Annotated in this window: 20 protein-coding genes; 3 read left to right on the plus strand and 17 right to left on the minus strand. The window is 46.3% G+C overall.

Annotated features, from left to right (window positions below; all coding sequences use genetic code 11):
- Positions 1-13: 13 nt before the first annotated feature.
- Genes BLA28_RS06270 through BLA28_RS06280 form a run of 3 tightly spaced genes read right to left on the minus strand, consistent with a single transcriptional unit; the run spans position 14 to position 3,431 of the window.
- On the minus strand, positions 14-1,006 hold the full coding sequence (locus BLA28_RS06270) for an extracellular solute-binding protein (protein WP_044967816.1): 993 nt from the start codon (positions 1,004-1,006) through the stop codon (positions 14-16).
- Between the two features lie 2 nt (positions 1,007-1,008).
- Positions 1,009-2,649, minus strand: coding sequence for an ABC transporter permease subunit (locus BLA28_RS06275; protein ID WP_069156461.1), 1,641 nt, complete (start codon positions 2,647-2,649; stop codon positions 1,009-1,011).
- Between the two features lie 11 nt (positions 2,650-2,660).
- Positions 2,661-3,431, minus strand: coding sequence for an ABC transporter ATP-binding protein (locus tag BLA28_RS06280; RefSeq protein WP_069156462.1), 771 nt, complete (start codon positions 3,429-3,431; stop codon positions 2,661-2,663).
- Positions 3,432-3,647: 216 nt separating this feature from the next.
- Between BLA28_RS06280 and BLA28_RS06285 the strand changes: the two genes are divergently transcribed.
- A complete protein-coding gene (locus BLA28_RS06285) occupies positions 3,648-3,971 on the plus strand; it encodes a PadR family transcriptional regulator (RefSeq protein ID WP_009254947.1) in 324 nt (107 codons plus the stop codon).
- A 13-nt stretch (positions 3,972-3,984) separates the two neighbouring features.
- Positions 3,985-5,055, plus strand: coding sequence for a permease prefix domain 1-containing protein (locus BLA28_RS06290; protein WP_069156463.1), 1,071 nt, complete (start codon positions 3,985-3,987; stop codon positions 5,053-5,055).
- Positions 5,056-5,160: 105 nt separating this feature from the next.
- On the opposite strand, the gene BLA28_RS06295 is transcribed toward BLA28_RS06290, so the two are convergent.
- The 9 genes from BLA28_RS06295 to BLA28_RS06335 all read right to left on the minus strand — a co-directional run bounded on the left by BLA28_RS06295 (position 5,161) and on the right by BLA28_RS06335 (position 12,301).
- Positions 5,161-6,096 carry an anti-sigma-V factor rsiV gene (locus BLA28_RS06295; RefSeq protein ID WP_069156464.1) on the minus strand — a complete coding sequence of 312 codons (936 nt, stop codon included), beginning with the start codon at positions 6,094-6,096 and terminating at the stop codon, positions 5,161-5,163.
- Complete coding sequence (locus BLA28_RS06300; protein ID WP_044967825.1) at positions 6,083-6,595, minus strand: RNA polymerase sigma factor; 513 nt, start codon at positions 6,593-6,595, stop codon at positions 6,083-6,085. Before BLA28_RS06300 ends, BLA28_RS06295 begins: the two co-directional genes overlap by 14 nt.
- 163 nt (positions 6,596-6,758) lie before the next feature.
- Positions 6,759-7,337, minus strand: coding sequence for an HD domain-containing protein (locus BLA28_RS06305; RefSeq protein ID WP_069156465.1), 579 nt, complete (start codon positions 7,335-7,337; stop codon positions 6,759-6,761).
- A 114-nt stretch (positions 7,338-7,451) separates the two neighbouring features.
- Positions 7,452-8,090 carry a hypothetical protein gene (locus BLA28_RS06310; RefSeq protein WP_009254952.1) on the minus strand — a complete coding sequence of 213 codons (639 nt, stop codon included), beginning with the start codon at positions 8,088-8,090 and terminating at the stop codon, positions 7,452-7,454.
- Positions 8,091-8,198: 108 nt separating this feature from the next.
- A complete protein-coding gene (locus BLA28_RS06315; protein ID WP_069156466.1) occupies positions 8,199-9,809 on the minus strand; it encodes a DUF4153 domain-containing protein in 1,611 nt (536 codons plus the stop codon).
- Positions 9,810-9,821: 12 nt separating this feature from the next.
- Positions 9,822-10,058: a helix-turn-helix domain-containing protein gene (locus BLA28_RS06320; protein WP_044967496.1), complete on the minus strand. Its 237-nt coding sequence runs from the start codon at positions 10,056-10,058 to the stop codon at positions 9,822-9,824.
- Between the two features lie 10 nt (positions 10,059-10,068).
- Positions 10,069-10,515 carry a DUF2975 domain-containing protein gene (locus tag BLA28_RS06325; RefSeq protein ID WP_044967510.1) on the minus strand — a complete coding sequence of 149 codons (447 nt, stop codon included), beginning with the start codon at positions 10,513-10,515 and terminating at the stop codon, positions 10,069-10,071.
- 20 nt (positions 10,516-10,535) lie between these two features.
- On the minus strand, positions 10,536-10,979 hold the full coding sequence (locus tag BLA28_RS06330; protein WP_009254957.1) for a hypothetical protein: 444 nt from the start codon (positions 10,977-10,979) through the stop codon (positions 10,536-10,538).
- Positions 10,980-11,365: 386 nt separating this feature from the next.
- Positions 11,366-12,301, minus strand: a complete 936-nt coding sequence (locus BLA28_RS06335) for a ketopantoate reductase family protein (RefSeq protein WP_069156468.1) — start codon at positions 12,299-12,301, stop codon at positions 11,366-11,368.
- Positions 12,302-12,532: 231 nt separating this feature from the next.
- Here BLA28_RS06335 and BLA28_RS06340 point away from each other — a divergent pair, with 231 nt between their 5' ends.
- Positions 12,533-13,939 carry an MFS transporter gene (locus tag BLA28_RS06340; RefSeq protein ID WP_242878356.1) on the plus strand — a complete coding sequence of 469 codons (1,407 nt, stop codon included), beginning with the start codon at positions 12,533-12,535 and terminating at the stop codon, positions 13,937-13,939.
- Positions 13,940-13,996: 57 nt separating this feature from the next.
- Here BLA28_RS06340 and phoU read toward each other — a convergent pair whose 3' ends face one another.
- The 5 genes from phoU to BLA28_RS06365 form a co-directional block, all read right to left on the minus strand.
- Positions 13,997-14,659, minus strand: coding sequence for a phosphate signaling complex protein PhoU (gene phoU, locus BLA28_RS06345; protein ID WP_044967493.1), 663 nt, complete (start codon positions 14,657-14,659; stop codon positions 13,997-13,999).
- Between the two features lie 54 nt (positions 14,660-14,713).
- Positions 14,714-15,475: a phosphate ABC transporter ATP-binding protein PstB gene (gene pstB / locus BLA28_RS06350; RefSeq protein ID WP_025482008.1), complete on the minus strand. Its 762-nt coding sequence runs from the start codon at positions 15,473-15,475 to the stop codon at positions 14,714-14,716.
- 68 nt (positions 15,476-15,543) lie between these two features.
- On the minus strand, positions 15,544-16,416 hold the full coding sequence (gene pstA / locus BLA28_RS06355; RefSeq protein ID WP_044967490.1) for a phosphate ABC transporter permease PstA: 873 nt from the start codon (positions 16,414-16,416) through the stop codon (positions 15,544-15,546).
- Between the two features lie 48 nt (positions 16,417-16,464).
- A complete protein-coding gene (gene pstC, locus BLA28_RS06360; RefSeq protein ID WP_009254963.1) occupies positions 16,465-17,484 on the minus strand; it encodes a phosphate ABC transporter permease subunit PstC in 1,020 nt (339 codons plus the stop codon).
- 153 nt (positions 17,485-17,637) lie between these two features.
- On the minus strand, positions 17,638-18,573 hold the full coding sequence (locus BLA28_RS06365) for a phosphate ABC transporter substrate-binding protein (RefSeq protein ID WP_069156470.1): 936 nt from the start codon (positions 18,571-18,573) through the stop codon (positions 17,638-17,640).
- Positions 18,574-18,809: the final 236 nt, after the last annotated feature.

An 18,809-nucleotide genomic window follows, 5' to 3' on the forward strand; every position in this document is an offset into this window, starting at 1 on the left:
TAACAAATACGGATTATTTCTGTTTACAGCTGTCAGACAGTTCCTGATGTTTTTTCAGCAGTTCAAAGGTCAGCGTCTCTCCAAAAACCCTGGGATTGCCTGATTTATTTTCCGTATCCTCCGCTTCTCCCTCATAAAGGGGGATCGGATAGGTTGCCTGCAGCTCCGCCCTGCCGTTATTAATAATACATTCTGCCATTTCCATAGCTTTGGGGTTGCTCTGTGTTCCCTTGTCCACTACGGCTGCCGATTCCGTAAGGGAAAAATTTCCTTCCGCCGGGTCCACAAAATCAATGGGAAGGCCGGAGGCTTTATCCGCCACCGCCTGATGCCGTAATCCGAAACCGATGGCGACCTCTCCCGCTCTCGCCTTCTTTAAAGGAGCAGAACCGGAATCCTCAATATGATCCCCCGCGTTGGCATAAATTCCGGTCAATACTTCCTTCGCCCCATCTTCCCCATATTCGGATACCAGAGCCTGAATCAGCAGCCATGCTGTGGAGGAGGAATTGATATCCGTCACAGAAATCATGCCCGCATATTCCGGATTCGCCAGATCCTTTATGGATGCAGGGACAGGAAGATTATTTTCCTTCATCATTTCCGTATTCAGGATAATTGCCCCTTCCTGAGCGGTAATCGGCGCACAATAGGAAGGAAACTCGTCCAGTGTATTTACCGAAAAGGTAAGGTTTTTAAACATCTTGTTCTGTTCCTGAGCGCTGTTGATATAAAACGTACTCATCGTTATCAGATCCGCCTCAATATTGCTTCCTTCTGCCAAAAGCTTTCCTCCCAGCTCGGAGGTTCCGAAGGACTGGAAAATATACTGATCCCGGAAACCATTGTTATCCAGCGCGTTCTTCATGGCCGTAACCGCTTCGTCGTCCGCATTGGAATAAATAATCACCTTTTCATCCGCCGCACTTTTTCCGCAGCCTGTAAAAGTGCACAGCGCCACAGCCGCAGCCAATCCCACTGCCGCAAGTCTCTTGCATTTTTTCATCTTTACTCCCTCATTTTCTGCTTTATTTTTATCCTGCCGTTTGCCAGGGCCTGAAAAAGAACCCTGGCAATCAGGTTGATAAACAAAATCATTAATGACAACACAAAAACTTCATTGAACTTATTAAAATACTGCAGTTCTTTTATTTTTGTCGTCATGACCATGGTCCTTGCACCCGCAATGAAAATCACGGCGCTGACCGTTACCATGGCGTTGATGAAATAATAGCTGAATACTTCCAGTATGGTGGAAACCGCATTTGGCGTTACCACACGGATGATAGTTTTTATCCATGAATCCCCCATCAGCATTGCAGTTGTCTCCCAGGATGCGTTCATTTTAGCCAGGGAGTTTTTCATCATCAGATACGGTGTGGAAAAAAAGTGCACCACATTACACACAACAATAAGAAAAAAAGTATTCTGGACCGGAGTGCCGGAAAAGCTGAAAAGAAAGGCCAGGCCGATTACCATTCCGGGAATGGTGTTCGTCACAAGAGCGATTCCTTCAATCACATTCTTCAGCCTTTTACTCACAGTACTCCTTGCCGTTACCAAAGCGCTTCCATAAGCCACCAGGGTTCCCGCCACTGCCGTAAAAAGGGCTGCCACAAGTGAATTCCTCACCACCCCGGACAGAGCGTCATCCTCCAAAACACTGACTGCATGATCCATGGTAAACCGGATATCATAGGGCCATTCCGATATAAAGGGAACAATGAAAATAACCGCAAAAACAGACAATACACACAGGATTATAGCGGCGCTCACACCACCGCAGGCTATGTCCCGCAGCCTGTGGCAGCTGATTTCTATAGTGGATATCCTGCTGTATCTCACATTGTATTTTTCCAGGAACTGCAGCACCGCTATGCTTATTACGGAAGGCACCAGCATCACCATGGCCACCACCGCTCCCCTTGCAAAATCGGGAATGCTTCCCAGCATCTGATTATAAAGGACAGAGGCTATCACCTCATATTTACCCCCTACAGAGGCCGGAATCCCGAAGTCCGTGAAACACAGGAAGAAGGCCTGGATAAAAGAAGCGGCCAGCGTTCCCAGAAGAGGCCTTACGATGGTCATCATAAAGGTGGAAAAACCATTGTCTCCCATGACACGGGATACAATCATGAATTTTTTATCTATGTATCCCATCGTGTTATGAATCAGCATGAACGCTATGGGCAGGGTATAAATCACATAACCCACAAGCAGCCCGTTAAGGCCGTATATGTTAAACAGCTGCCTGCCGAACAGCCTGGTAAGAAGCCCCTGCTTACCGAAGGAATATATGATCGCAAATCCATAGGTAATCGTAGGAAGAAACATGGGAAGAAGGGCCGCCGCCCTGATCATCCCCTTCATCCAACGGGGAATATTGGTATAATTGATCGTATAGGCCAGAAAAAAAGCCAGGACTGTGGTTATCAGCGCGCTGACCGATGCCGCAAGAAAACTGTTTCCCAGCGCCTTCCCGAATCCGCCGGAAAAAATTACGCCGCTGTAATGGGCAAGCGTAGGCCCTTCCTCTCCCCAAAATGATTTCAGCAGAAGCCGGAAAACCGGAAGAATCAGGAACACCGTGAATAGAATGAGTAAAATCAGGAAAATAATCTTACTCTCTTTATTTTTCTTTTTCATTCCCCGCTCCCTCAAATAGCCAGATAGCTTTCTTTCGGGTTTTCTTTAAAAAGGGAATAGATATTGTTCCTCTTGATTTCCAGCTGATTCAGTATGAATTTACGGACAAAACTGTTTTGGGGCTGATGGATGATTTCCGCAGGCTCATCATACTGGGAAATACCGCCCTCATTAATAATAAGCACACGATCAGAAATCGTGAGCGCTTCCTCCGGATCATGGGTTACGATGATTGTTGTCAGATGGTATTCCCTGGCTATCGTCTTTATCCGATCCTTGATGGACTCCTTTATCACACCATCCAGCGCACTTAACGGTTCATCAAGCAGCAGAATACGGGGCTTCATCACCATCGTCCTCGCCAACGCCGCTCTCTGCTTCTGCCCGCCGGAAAGCTGATCGATTTTCTTATCCAGGTGTTCTTCCAGTCCCAGAAGGCGGATCAGCTCCTTCACCTCTTCATCAGAGGAGATGCCCGGCTTGTTGCGCAGGCCGTATGTAATATTCTGATATACATTCAGATTGGGAAACAGGGCATAATCCTGGAAAACAATATTAAAACCCCGCTTTTCCATGGGTTCATGGGTGATATCCTCCTCATGGAAAAGGATTTTTCCCTCATCCGCGTCAGTTATCCCCAGGATCACATTGAGCAGCGTAGTTTTTCCACATCCGCTGGGCCCCAATATGGATACAATTTCCCCATCCTTAATATCCAACGTAATATCCTGCAGTACAGGAACACCATCATAAGATTTTTTAATATGCTGTAAACTGAGCATGCCGCCCTTCCTTTCTTCTGCTGTCTTTTCTTAAGCACTCAAATTATAACAACCCCCTTCTCCGGCAACTATCACACCAAATTCAAAATTTTGTAAAAGGCTTGTAAATGATTGACATCGTATGATAATCTGCTATACTGTAATTACTACGACAGACATAGTACGTCAGACGGAGTAGTCTTTCCTTATCCGTCGGAATAAAAAGGAGCTGATGAATTGATAAGCAGTGATATCATCCGCGGCTACAATGATACCTTCATTCTTTTTCATCTTCTGGACGGTCCCTCCTATGGATATGAAATATCCAAACACATAAGAGAGCGCTCGGGAGACAAGTACATTATTAAAGAAACGACCCTGTATTCCGCCTTTACCCGGCTGGAAAGAAACGGCTATATCGAATCCTTTTACGGAGACGAAACCAACGGAAAGCGGCGTACCTACTACCAGATAACGGAGAACGGCCGGAATTATTACCGGGAAAAATGTGAAGAGTGGAAAGTGACCAAGGAAGTAGTAGAACAGTTCATAAGACTGTAAGAAAGGACGATTTATGGATACCATACGAATTTATCTTGAAAATATGTTCGCCCGGCTTCCCGGGACCCCTGAGATCATGAAGCTGCAGAATGATATGCTCCACACCATGGAGGATAAATACGAAGAGCTGAAAAGCGAGGGAAAATCAGAAAATGAAGCCATCGGAATCGTTATTTCCGAATTCGGCAATATAGATGAACTGCTAGAAGAGCTGGGACTGAAGACGGCCCAAAATACAGAAAAAGAAAGCTATGAAGATAATAATTCCGGAGCCGTTTTTTTATCCGGAGAGCAGGTGGAACAGGTTATTTCGGATACCCGGAGATATAGCCGTCTGACAGGGGCGGGAACCTCTTTATGTATCATGGGGCCGGCATTAATGATTTTAATAAACGGCCTGTTTTCTTCCGTCAGGCCGGAGCTTGCCCGCTTATCCAGACTGGAGGCTGTTTTTACTCTCTTTCCTCTTTTTCTCTGTCTGGCTGCGGGTCTTGGCATGCTCATTTACGGAAGCAGCCGGCTTGAACAGTATAAGTTCCTGAAACACTCCAACCTGATTTTAAGTCCCTCTCTTCAGGCCTCTGTAGCCGATATGCAGGCAAATTTCCAGCCCCAGTGCGCAGTAATTACCACAGTGGGCATTGTGCTGTGTGTATTAGCTCCCTTTACTCTCATAGCCCTGTCACAACTTGGGGAAAGCACTTCCCTCGGAGAGGAATACGGCGGTACCATAGGTATTTTCTTCCTGTTTTTATTTATTTCCATCGCCGTTTATCTCTTTATTACCGCAGGATCGGAAGAGGATATTTACAAAATACTTCTGCAGGAAAAGAAAAAAGAGGGAAAAAAGAAAAAGAAAGCTTCTGTTTCTTCCAGCCAGGCCGGTCAGACGATTTCCCTGATTCTTTCCGTTTACTGGCCGCTCATTACCTGTATTTATTTTATATGGAGCTTTCTGTTCCATTCCTGGTCCACCAGCTGGCTGATATGGCCGCTGGCTTCTGTTGTAAGGCATCTGCTCTATTCTGTTCTGGATACTATAGAAAAAGAACAGAAGAAGGCAAAAAAGAACAAGAACGCGTAGGATTACGGACGGAGACAAAAAGCCGGATGTTATGGTCCGGCGTCCTTTCCATCGGAGGACGCCGGACACAGCATCCGGCTTGTTTATTTGATTAAGCAGGCTTGTTTATTTGGCAGGCTTCTGTATTTCAAATTCCTGAAATCCCATGTATCCGGGCGCTACTTCGTATTTTTCAAAGCACACTACGGGGTTGCCGTCTGCATTGATATAGAAGCTGGTATTTTCGTCTACGGTCTGAAAACCATCTATCATACCGTCATCTGCTGCTTTTCCGATTCCCCAGTAAACCGCATTCTCGTCTGCCGCATCTCTTTCCTTCATCTGACGGATGATGCTTTCGTTGGCGATTTCCACATAGTTATCACCCAGGAGATCCTGAAGGGTAAGCTGTCTGTTCTGAGACAAATCCAGATTGTAATAATAACGGACTCCGTATGCGGATACCCAGGCTTCATCTGTGATCAATACCATGGACAGGATGTTTCCCTGCTGATATTTAACTTCATAATCCACATTAACCGCAATGTCCCTGTTTCCCCATTCTTCTTCGGTTCCGCCTGTGGCAAAGAAGGCTTCTTTGTATTCTGCAAATTTCTGCTTTGCGTCGGCCACATAATCGTCCACGATTGTCTGTATTTCCTGATTGATATCTCCTACAAAGGTTTCCTTCCCCGCATCCGCATCACCGGTCTGTGTTTCGTCCAGCTGTATTTCCGGTACGTTTACGGTAATATCATGGCCTTCATCTTTTTCGTGATAGGAACGTATAGTCAGCACTCTGGCGAGGGAACCGATAATGGGAAGTTCGCCCATTTCCCTTGCGAAAACCTCATTTGTGTTCAGGCCTATTGTCATGCATACGAGCAGCGCGGCCGCGGCTGTGCCACAATACCTGAAGATCCTTACGGCATTGTGCGTACGATGCTTTTTTATGGATTTTCCCTTGTCCATAGAATGGATGGCATCCTTTACTACATTATTTAATTCTTCCGGTATTTCTATATTATCATATACTTTTTTTCCATCTTCAGGCTTTCTCATAATTGATCTCCTCCAAACCTTTCTGCAGTTTTTTAAGAGCGGCATACAACCGTGACTTTACCGTACTTAAATTGGTTTTCGTCACTTCGGAAATTTCCTGAAGGCTCAGCTCCTCATAGAAACGAAGGATGATCACTGTCTTCATATCCTCCGGAAGCTTCTGTATTTCTTCATAGACCTCATTTGAGTCCATATCTGCTTTTTCAAAGCCATATTCCTGATAGGGCTCTTCTCTTATTTCCGACGGTTCGGTGCTGATTTCCTTTTTATTTTTGCGAAGGTACTGCAGCGCCTCATTCACCACAATCCGGTAAAACCATGTTTTCATTGCCGCCGGGTTCCTGAGTCCCCAGCACTTTTCCAATGCCTGGCATATGGAATTCTGCACCACATCCAAAGCACTGTCCCTGTCCTGTACATAACTGTAGGCCAGCCGATAACATTTTTCCTGGTTTTCCAGGATATAGGCCACTGTCAGGTCATAAATATCCTGCTTCATTGTTATATCCTCCTGTATGCGGGCATATATCCTGATTGGATTACCCTTATCATTATCGTCAAAGCCCGGATGAACGGCGGCTTTTACGATTGGACCGTTGTACAACGTTTCCTTTCATACTATAGATGGACAGTGCCTGAAAAAAGTTTGGATATTGATTCATTTATTTTGTGGAATATTCTTCTATTTTTCTTTCTGTCTCTTTTACGGATTCCTCCTGGAGCTGTTCCAGAAAAGAAAAACCTTTTACAACCTCGGCTGCATAGGTTTTCTGCAAATCGTATTCCAGAGGCAGCCAGGTACGGATATCGCTTTGATTATGCTGAATGACAGCTTCCAGCTTGTCCAGTGCCTTATAGACTCTGGCTTCCTTTGTTTCCTGCGCATCCATTTCCTCAAACAAGGCTGTAATTTCCTGATACAGAGGCCCGGGCAGGCTTTGCAAAAGCTCATCCACGGCACGTTTCTCCACCTCTTCATGTTCCTCTGTTTTTTCAAACGTAGGGATATCACCCGTCACCGCTTCACCGATATCATGCAGCAGGCACATGCGGATGACCTTATCCGTATCTATATCCTCCAGCTCATCCTTCATCAGATAAGCCATTACGGCCGTGCGCCAGCTGTGGGCCGCCACATTTTCCACAACACCGTCCGCCGTCACACAATGCCTGGGTACTGATTTCAATTTTTCTATCCTGCCTAAAAAATCAATGAACTGTTCCGCGCTGAATTTCTCCATATCCGCTCCTTCTCTGCGCCGTCCGGCGCTCTGTTTTCTCTATAGAAAAGTAACCGTGCCCTTAAAAAAAGAGTACGGTTACGTTAGCTTTCTTTATGTAATTAATAATTCTTCTTAGTAAGCGATCATATCCTGATCCAGAAGGCTGATGGCATCATCACTGAGTCCGTAATAGCCCTGTGCATCTTTTTCCACCTTAACAATGATGGACTTCTCTGCCTGATATCCCAGATTAGACATGTTATCGTTGATAACCTTTATAACCAGCTTAGCAAGGTCATCGTTCAGCACCTGATCATCGGTATAATCATCCGGATTGGCATTGGCTACAAAATCATCCACTGCTGTGCTGATAGCATCTTCGCTGTTCACAATAACATCGATAGGGCTGACAACAACCTCAACGTTGAAATCATCACCGTTCTTTACAGCATCCTTTACTTCAAACTTGGACTTGCTGTAAATCTGCTTATACATGTCTACGATCTGCTGATATACATCATCAGATACACTGTCGAGGCCGTAATACTGCAGGAAAAAGTCTGCTTCTACGCCAATTCCCTGCTCGTATTCTTCCTTGGCCTCATCTGCCGTTATGTCTACCAATTCCATATATCCCGTGGAATCTCCCAGATAAATATTGTTAAGTACGCCGTTCACGTACTTGCTGGCATCAAATCCACCTGCACATGCCGTAAGTGCCAGTGCGGTAACCATTGCCACAACTGCTGCTGCCATTCTTTTCATACGCATAATATCTTTATTTCCTCCCAAATGTGAAAATTCTGTGTCCTAATTATATTACGCTCTAAACGGTCAGGTGTCAATGGAGTATATACTATTTAAGAAAAATTTAAACAATTATTTCTTTGTATTATCGATTGCTTTCCCGGCAAGGTAACGGGAGACATTAAAACCGCGGAGTCCCATTCCCTCTGATTTTCTTTCCATACGGGAAAAATATTCCTCCATGGAATAGGATTTATTTTTCAGGAATTCATAATTTTCCGGGGCTGCCAGTATGGGCGCCGCATCCGCTGACAGATGGCTCAGGTAATAGAAGTCCCTGTAGCTGTCCTCCGCCGGCTCTTCACTGACGGCGGTAAAATCCACAAACTGCATATTATACCTTGCGATCCAGTAATCCGGCTTCGCAAATGCCAGGAGGATGTAAAACACCGTGACTATAGTAACACAGTATCGGAAAAGGCGGAAACCCGGCCTGAAAATTGTGACAATAATGCCGCCCAATACCAGAGCCGTAACCGCTAAGGCCCATAATACAATAATACGAAGAAAAGTAAGCTGACAGATCTGAATATATAAAATCATCCGGTATGCGCTGGATGCCACCATAATATAGGTACAAAGGGAAATAACAGTGAGTATCCCCTTCAGCACCCTGCTTTCCCTGAAAAATCCCAGGCATACAAGCACTATGATCAGGTTTATGATACATACCGCGAGGAGTTGGAAAAAGCCCTGTCTGGCATAAGAGGAATAGGTATAGCCCTCCGGCAGTCTCATCTGTCCCATAAATAAGTAAACCACCTGGATGCTGCAGAAAATCAGATACATAACGGCGAGTACAGAGGTAAAGGTAATAGCCAGCACCGGCTCCTGATTCCTGTTTTCCCTGCATTCTTCCTTAATAACCCGGCTGTTTAGCATAGCCATGAAGCCGTAGGAAGCAAAGAAACCCAGCACAAGCATACAAAGAACCAGAAGAATGTTCCCTATATTGATATGACGGAAAAGGCGTACGAACAGATCCCGGAATACCGCGTCCGCGCTCACCAGAAGGGCGAGAATAAAAAGCCCGAGGGGGACTGCCACAAGAAGCCCCAATGCGACATAACGTCCCTTGCCATCCTTTTTTCCCTCCTGAATCCTTTTCTGCCTCCAGACAGCGCCGTCACTGAAAGGGCGTCCCACACAGGCAATCGTTTCCAGCAGACACTGACAGATGGAAAGCAGGTATTTGGAAAAATTCCACTGACTGTCATTTATATACTGGTGAAGCATCAGGCTCAGGGTAAGGAGAAAAATTCCTGTTTTTGTTATGAGCTGTATACTTACATTGTCTGTGAGAAACACGGATATGCCCAGCAGTATCATGCTCACAACGGTAAAGATACTGTCTTTTTTTAATGGAACCCCTGACTTTCTGGTACATAAGCCAAAATAAGCAAGGGTTCCTGCGACGAAAAAAGGGTAGGTAATCCCAGAAGCATTTTTGTACAGACAGAACGTATAAAAAAGGGCATAAACCGCGCTGGCCCATCCGAAAAATGGAAAGGCTCCCCGCATAACCGCCGCTTTCCGGTCCGCCTCCAGCCTTCTTTCCTCCTCCTTTTTTCTTTCCTCCGCCCTTCTTCTTTCCTGCTCCGCCCACGCCGGATTATTCTCCGCCATATGACTGTTCTCCGCCGTATAATTCCCGTTTACCGAATCCATTCTGCCATAATCCATGATATATACCTCCTACAGGCTGTTGCTCCCACTGTCTTCTTCCTCATCCTCCACATACTGAAGGATATCACCGGGCTGACATTCCAGGGCTTTGCAAATTGCATTTAAGGTGGAAAGCCGGACCGCTTTTGCCTTGTTATTTTTCAGAATAGACAGATTGGCCAGTGTAATATCCACCTCTCCGGCCAGCTCCGTCAGTCCTTTTTTCCTTTTGGCCATCATTACATCCAGGTTAATAATTATGGACATTTTCCACCTCCTATATTGTCAGGTCATTTTCAATCTTATAAGCCACAGCCCGATCGAATACCTGACTCAGTACCTTGCTGAACAGCCCCGCAATCACAAAAACCAGGATGATGATCATCACCGCGGGTGTCAGATAAAGGAACAATCTGCCGGCCGTAACGAGGGCAATCAGAAAGCTGTAGGTCCCCATCCGGTTCAGGCTCTTCACATTGGCCTGGACAAAACAGTCATTTTCCAGAACGGTACGGAAAATCCGGCGCAGCTCATACAGGATCAATTCGGCCAATATCCCGGAAATCCCAAACATAATAATCATATGGACATAATACTGGGCAAAATAGGAATTGATCTGCCCATAAATTTTAACGGAAACCGGAAGCGTCAATGTCACCACTATCCCCGCGTAAAACATGACATCCAGCATTAATTTGGTAAAGCGTGTGAGCTTATTTCCCATAATTTCTTCTTTCCTCCTGCTCATAAAAAATATTCAACCACATACAGCTTTCTTTCCCCGCCTTCATAGAGAAGGTACATGACAGAACCGTCCTGCTTCCTGTAAATTTTTTTCCCTGTCACTTTTTCAAAATACGGGTACCAGTCTTTATCGGCGCCCAGACTGTCCAGTATTTCAATCACCCGCTCCTTTGAAGCTCCGGACAAAAGACTCCCGTCCTCCAGAACAGGCTGTTCCTTTCTTTCATCATACAGGAACACATGATAACGTTCCCCGTCTCCATGAAAGCTTTTTCCGCTGTCAATCTCGTACAGCTGTCTGCAGCCATAAGGCAGGTCTGTCTGCCAGTTGGCCCGTATTATCCTGAGATAGGAATTTCTTTCGCTAATCCGGTACGCCAGCAGCAGCCCTGCGGTTAAAGCCAGCATACCAAGAAGAAAAACCACTTTGCCTTTTGTCTTCATTTTTTTATTTCTCCCGAAGCCTTTCATATGTGCCCCAGCGGCCCTGTGCCATGAAAGTGAGCATGCAAAACTGTTAATGCCTCTTTTCCATAAAATAGCATCATTCTCATTGAAAGTCAATATATTTTTATTGATTTACAATAAATATTTATTATTTTACAATAGTGAGAGGGGGTGAGCGGGATTTTAAAGGTAAATAGCAGCCCGAGAGCGGGATTTTAAAAGCGGACAGCAGCATACAATCCTGTTCTCCGGTTCATATATGTAAAAGCACTAAAAAGGCAGGACGGAAAAATAACGTGACTTCTTCCTGTCACGAAATTTTTCCCGTCCTGCCTCAAACATACTCTTTTTAGTATTTACCGGATGTTCCCCCCATCCCTCCCTTAAAACAAACCTTCGTTTTTCTCCTCCAGCACGCAGATACCATGGTAAAGCAGCTCATTCACCGGTGTGGCAACTCCCAGTCTGTTTCCGTACTCCATTACCGTTCCCGCAAACATGGCAATCTCCGTCTTCTTCCCCGCTTCCAGATCCTGCAGTGTGGACGGCTTATTCAGGAAAGGGAGCCCGCGCAGGGTTTCCTCCTGCTTTTCCATATCCTCTTCACTCAAATCAATTCCCTGTTTTACGGCAATCTGCATCACTTCCCGCATAGCCTGCTTTCGTATGGCATTGGCGTGGCTGCTTCTCTGAAAGGCTCCGAACGGAATTCCCAGAAGGGCGCAGGTCAGATTTTCTCCCACATTGCACATGAACTTAAACCAGATGCCCTTTATCATATCCGGATCGATAATTCCGGTAATTCCACATCTGTCAAAAACCTCCTTTACGGCCATAACACGTTCCGAATAATGGCCTTCCCGGTTCTCTTTTTCTCCGAAATGAATGCTTCCCAGCGCAGGATCATAATTCGTGCAGCCATCCTTCATCACTATGGAAACCCTCATATAGGAATAAAGCACATGAGCTTCGCCATATGCATCAATCACCTTCTTCTCACTGTCAACCCCGTTTAGCACCGAAAGAATAACCGTCTTTTCACCAACAAAGCCTCTGATATCCTTTACCGCCTGATCCAGGCCATAGCCCTTTACCGCGATAATCACCAGATCGGCGGGCTCTCCGGCCTGTTCCGGATCGGCAACAGGAAAATGATAATTTACGCCGTTAATGGACACCCCCTGTTCCATAAGCCTCTTCTTCCGCTCACCCCCGGCAATAACCCTGAAGTTTTCGCCGTATTCCTCATAAAGCCGGGGCGCAAAATAAGCTCCCATAGCGCCAAGCCCAATTAACGCCGCCGATTTCATTTTTTCCATATACCTTTCCTCCTGAAGAACTTAAATCATTTCTTCCTTTTCCTATCAGTTTAATTCGTATCCGGTTCCCTGTCAATTTCCGAAAACAGCCTCTGGTTTTTTCTTCCGCACAGCAATAAAATACATCAATTTGACTAAGATAATACATTTTTTTCCGGCCTTCCTTATTGTAATATCAGGCTGAGGGTAGTACTTGGGAAGGCCGCGCAGGACGCGGAAATGGGGTATTTTATGAGCAAAATTATGCTTGATTTCACCTGGCTGCTGGGGCGGCTGCGCAGGATTTATTTTATGGCCCTTCCCGAAAATGAAGGGGACTATGAAAAAAGCCGGAAAAACTTCATTGCGGGTGATTCCGCCAATCAGACGATTGCCCAGCTGGCAGGCGGAACCTTTCTGGTTTCCTTAATGCTGTCCGTACATATTCCTGATGCGTCCATCGGTGTTATCACATCCATGGGAAGCTTGGCTGCCCTGTTTCAGCTCTTTACCATGCAGCCGATTAATAAACTGAAAAAAAGAAAGCTTTTTGTCTGTATCACCGTACTGCAGAAGCTGTTCTTTTCTTTGATCTTTTTTGTCCCCCTGCTTCCGCTGCCGTTTCATATTCAGCAGTTCCTTATCGTTGCAGGGTATTTTCTTGCCCAGGCCTGGTCTCAAATCGGGACTCCCGCCACACAGGACTGGATAGCGAGCCTTGTCCCCATGGAACTGAGGGGAAGCTATTTCTCCAAAAAAGACGCTGTGGCCGTATTTGTCACAGTTACTGTTATGCTGGGCGCCGGCGTGATTATGGACAGTACTGCCGGAGAACGCCAGCATATAGGCTTTCTCCTGAACGGGATGCTGATTTTCATCCTTGTCCTCATTAATTTCTGCGCCTTCAGCCGTATGAAAGAGCCCCGTTACGCCATACTGAATGCCGCCGGGCAGGAGCTTCACGGCAACCTGGCAAAAAAGTATATGGAAAACCAGGCAAAAAAACAAAAGGGCGTATTGAAGGCAGAAATAAAAGAAGCCTTCCGGAATTCTGATTTCCGCAAAGCTTTTTTTACCAACCTGTTATGGCTCACCGCTTTTTATACATCCTCTCCCTTTAATACCAGCTACCAGATTAAAGAACTGAACCTTCCCTTCACATTTATCATGCTGGTTGGTTTTTTCGGAAATTTGGTCCGGATCGTCATCACTCCTGTTGTGGGACGGATGGGGGATCGTTTTGGCATGGCTTATATGTATAAATATTCCCTGATCGGCATCCTGCTGAATTTTGCCTTTATGGCTGTTTCCGTTCCCTCCAACGCCTATCCCATGACCATTGCCGCCACCATTTTTTCGGCGGTGGGCTGGAGCTTTGCCGGTATCGGACTGTTCGGCATCCAGCTGGAGCTTCTGAACGAAGAAAAAAGGACTCTGCAGCTTTCCATCCTCTCCTCCATTGGAGGCGTTTATGGGTTTCTGGTGTCTTTTGTGGCCGGCAGATTTCTTTCTTTTCTTCAGCAGGCTGGCTGGAGTATCGGAGGAAAGACCCTGTATGCCCAGCAGGTTACAAACAGCCTGGGTGTCGTCTTTCTGATCGCCCTGATTTTATATGTCAAATTCATCGTACAAAAAAGAGAACAGGAGCTGCGGCGTTAATAGGCAGCTTTCCGGCAGGGCAGTCTGTACTGCCCTCAGCTTTGTTCTCTTCTTGTTTTACATGAGACGGATGTCCTTGATGGATCCGCTTTCCTGGAAAATTTCCCATTCCGCAATATTAACCGCATGATCCCCGATTCGTTCCAGATATTTGGCTATCATCAGCACATCCACACAGGCGTCGATATTGTCTACGCCTTCCTGAAGCATGTAAACCAGATCGTCCTTAACCTTGGCAAAAAGGGAATCCACTACGTCATCATGGCGTATTACCTCGTTTGCCGCATCACTGTTTCGGGTTACAAAGGCATGGACCGCATCATGGACGATTTCCTTCGACACCTGAAGCATACCGGTTATATGCCTGGAATAAGCATCCAGATCACATCCCTTCAGCCGCAGAAGAAGTTCGGCAATATCCGCAGTCTGATCTCCGATACGCTCAATATCCGTTACCACCTTCAGGGCAGCCGATATCATACGCAGATCCCCTGCAATAGGCTGCTGCCGGGTTATCAGGGAAAGGCATTTTGATTCAATGCTTCTTTCCATGTCATTGATCACCCGATCCCCCCGGATAATCTGCATCTCCAGATCCTCATCCTTACTGTCCACAGCCGTCAGCAGCATATCAAAAGAAGCCTCAACGGCTTCCCCCATTTCAGCCACGCTTTTGCGCAGGCTGTTTAACTCCTCCAGATAAATGGTTCGTACTGTCATAATCCTGCTCCTCGCATTTCCTTATTAGCCAATTATATATCGTTTCACCTGCAATCATCCAAAACGGCCTGTAATATAATCCTCTGTCCTCTTGTCCTTTGGCCTTGAAAAAATATTTCCGGTCAAATCCTTTTCCACAACCTCACCCACCAGGAAAAATGCGGTTTCATCGGAAACCCTGGCCGCCTGCTGCATGTTATGGGTTACTACCACAACCGTATATTTTTTCTTAAGGTCTTCCATCAGATCCTCTATCTTTAATGTGGAGATCGGATCCAACGCCGACGTCGGTTCATCCATTAAAAGCACCTCCGGCTGTACGGCAAGAGCTCTTGCGATACACAGTCTCTGCTGCTGACCGCCGGAAAGTCCCAGCGCGGATTTCTTCAGCCGATCCTTCACCTCATCAAAAATAGCCGCGCCCTTCAGGCTTTCCTCCACAATTTCATCCAACTGTGATTTATTTTTTATTCCATGGATCCTGGGGCCATAGGCAATATTATCATAAATACTCATGGGAAACGGATTCGGCTGCTGGAATACCATACCCACCTTTTTACGAAGCAGTGTGGTATCCACCTTTTCATCATATATATTTTCACCGTCCAGCGTGACTTCCCCGTTTATTTTCACTCCGTCCACCAGATCGTTCATGCGGTTCAGGGTCTTCAGAAAAGTGGATTTCCCGCAGCCGGAGGGACCGATAAAAGCGGTAATGGCATTCGGGCTGATATCCATATCCACATCCTTCAGCGCATGGTTCGTACCATAATATAAATTCAATTTTCTTGTACTGATTTTTGCGTTTTCCATCATTGCTCCTGTCTGCCCGCTTTGCCGGGCATATGAGTTACGTGTGTATCCATCAGGGAATTCCACCCTTACTATTCTCTCGTCTCCACATTAAACTTTCCGGACAAATACTTGGTCAGCATATTGATGCCAAGCACGAGAACAAGGAGTACCACGGCAATGCCGAAGGCCTCTCCGTACTGCGCTTTGGACATACACAGATACAGCTGTATCGTCAGAGTCCCGCCGGATTCCAGGATTTTATGCAGGAATCCCATGCCGCTCTTAGGAAGCAGATAGCCGCTTCCGGCAGTAAACAGAAGGGCGGCAGACTCTCCCACTATCCTTCCCACAGCCAGAATGATACCTGTAATAATACCGGGCATGGCGGAAGGCAGAAGAATGGTACGTATCATATACCATTTGGTAGCGCCCATTCCCAACGCACCGCTACGGTAGCTTTCAGGCACGGTTTTCAATGCCTCCTGGGTATTCCGGGTGATCAGGGGCAGCACCATCAGTGTGAGTGTAAGTGCACCGGTCAAAATAGAATATCCAAAACCCAGGGTCGTTCCGAAAAATACCATACCGAAAAGGCCGAAAATAATAGAAGGGATTCCGGAAAGAATTTCTGTGGTAAATTCAATCGTACTCACTATTTTTCCCGGTTTGGCATATTCATTCAGATAGATCGCGGATCCTACGCCAACAGGCGTGGCGATCAGCAGGGTAATAATAACAATATATAAGGTATTCAGCAGATTTCCCGCAATACCGAAGGTTCCTTTAATCGTGCTGGGCACCGTTGTCAGGAACTGCCAGCTGATGCTGGATACCCCTTTTACAAAGGTATAGCACACAATTCCAGCCAGCAATAATATGGACAGAGATGCCGCCGCATAAATCAGTGCTGTTATAATATAGTCAGATATCCTGACTCTTTTTATCAATATACTTTGATCCATTCTTATTCCTCCGTGCCGCAGGCGGCATATTCCGGATAACCGGTTATTTCAGGCTTTGCTCTGAGCCGCTACTCCCACGCTGCTGTCAGGAATCTCTGCCTTTACCACCTGGCTTTTTCTGCTTTTCACCCTTTTTTCTTTCTCTTCCACATTTTTAGGCTTGAGAATCTTTGTGAGGCAGGTATTGATAATCATGATGAAGGCGAACAATACCAGTCCGATGGTAAACAGAACTTCTCTGTGAAGGCCGGATGCATAACCCATCTCGCTTACAATTGCGGTTGTAAGAAAACGCACGGAATTAAAGGGAAGCGGAATGTTTACCGAGCTTCCGGATACCAGGGTAATGGCCATTGCCTCACCGATGGCACGCCCCACGCCCAATACAATCGCTGTGGCAATGCCGGATTTTGCCGCCGGAAGGATCACCTTGAATATGGTCTGTATATGGGAACCGCCCAATGCCAGGGAAGCGGCCTTATATTGGGCAGGAACTGCCCTCAGAGCCGATTCACTGATATTAATGACCGTAGGCAGAATCATAATAGCCAATACGATAACTGCGGAAATCAGGTTGGCGCCGCCGGTAAACTGATGGGTTTCCGAACCTTTAAAAAGCGCCGTTTCAACCTTATACATCAAGGGATTCAATATCATAATCCCTAAAAGACCGTAAATAACGGACGGAATACCGGCAAGCAGCTCTACCGCAGGCTTCACCACCGCCGCCAGCTTTTTAGGAGCCACCTCGGCAAGAAAAATGGCTGTAAGAACACCTATCGGCACTCCGATCAGAATAGCCAAAGTGGTGCCTACTATGGAAGTGAGAATAATATACAGAATACCGAAGCTGGGATCCTTGGCTGTCGGTTTCCACACGGTCCCGAACAGAATATCCTTTAACCCTACCTTAAACAGTGCAGGGGTACCGTTTATCAACATATATATGGTAATGGAGAAAACTGCAAGTACGGCAAAAAAAGCACAAACGATAAAAATTAGCTGAGCAGTTTTTTCCACTGCCGTTTTTGATTGTCTGCTTCCTATGATTGAAAAAGATTGTTTCATATGATTTTCCTTATCCTTATAGGGACCTGCTTTCGCAAGGTAAACCCTGCTTTCGCAAGGTAAACCCTGCTTTCGCAAGGTAAACCCTGCTTTCGCAAGGTAAACCCTGCTTTCGCAGGGTTTGAATATTGCTGGTATTTTGTTCTTATGGGATTAGTCTACGGTAATCAGTCCGACGCTTTCCACCAGGGCTTTTCCTTCGTCTGATGCCAGATAAGAGAACATTTCCTGTACGGCTTCCGTCTGCTCGGAGATTTCTCCTTTGGTAGCCATTACGAAAGGTCTGCTTAACAGATAGCTGCCGCCTTTGATATTTTCAACGGTAGGCTCAACATCGTCCACTGCAAGGGTTTTTACCGTATCATCAATAACATCCAGCGATACATAGCCGATTGCTCCGGGAGTTGCTGCAACCTTTGCCATAACAGCGCCTGTGCTGTCCAGTTCATTAGCATATGCACATTTATCTTCGATATCAAGCAGCTCTTCAAATGCCCCTCTGGTGCCGGAACCAGCTTCTCTGCCGACTACTACGATAGCCTGATCCTCACCGCCTGCATCCTTCCAGTTCTTGATTTCTCCGGTATAGATCCTTGAAAGCTGTTCCTTAGTCAGACCTGCTGCAGTATTAGCCGGATCCGTAACAACTGCAATACCATCGATAGCTACAATATTTTCTGCCACGCCTGCCGCTTTTTCATCATCGGTCAGATTTCTGGAAGAATTTCCTATATCAACGCTGCCCGCGGTAACCGCTTCAACACCTGCTCCCGAACCGGTAAATTCAGCAGTTACGGTTACGCCGGGATATTTAGCCATAAAGCTTTCAGCCAGGGCATTCGCGAACTTTTCCATAGAAGTGGAACCAGCCATGGAAATACTTCCGCTCAAATCTGCTGCCGCCTCTGAAGAGGGCGCTTCGCTGCTTACTGCTTCCGAGGATGCCGCTTCCGGAGCTGCCTCACTGCCGGGAGCTTCTGATGCAGCAGTCGCTGCATTAACGTTTGAAGTGTCTGTGGAACCGCAGCCTGCGAGTACCCCCATCACAAGAGTGGCTGCTGCCGCAATTGCTACAAATTTCTTTTTCATAATAATTTTCTCCTTTACATCTGTTTTATCTCGTTTGCAATTGCAATGATACCCGTTTTGTCCAAAAGAAAAAAGCAGGATATGGTTATGAGTTTGTAAGCTTTGTGTAAAGGGTGCAGATAAAAAATATTGCCCCTGCCTTCCGCCTGCGTGTCTCCCTGGCCCGTGCCTGGTGATGCCCCGCTGTCTTCCCTGTGCGGCCGCTGCCCTGCAAGGATTCCTGTAAAGGCCGTATA

The organism is Eisenbergiella tayi (genome assembly GCF_001881565.1).
Lineage (GTDB): Bacteria > Bacillota > Clostridia > Lachnospirales > Lachnospiraceae > Eisenbergiella > Eisenbergiella tayi.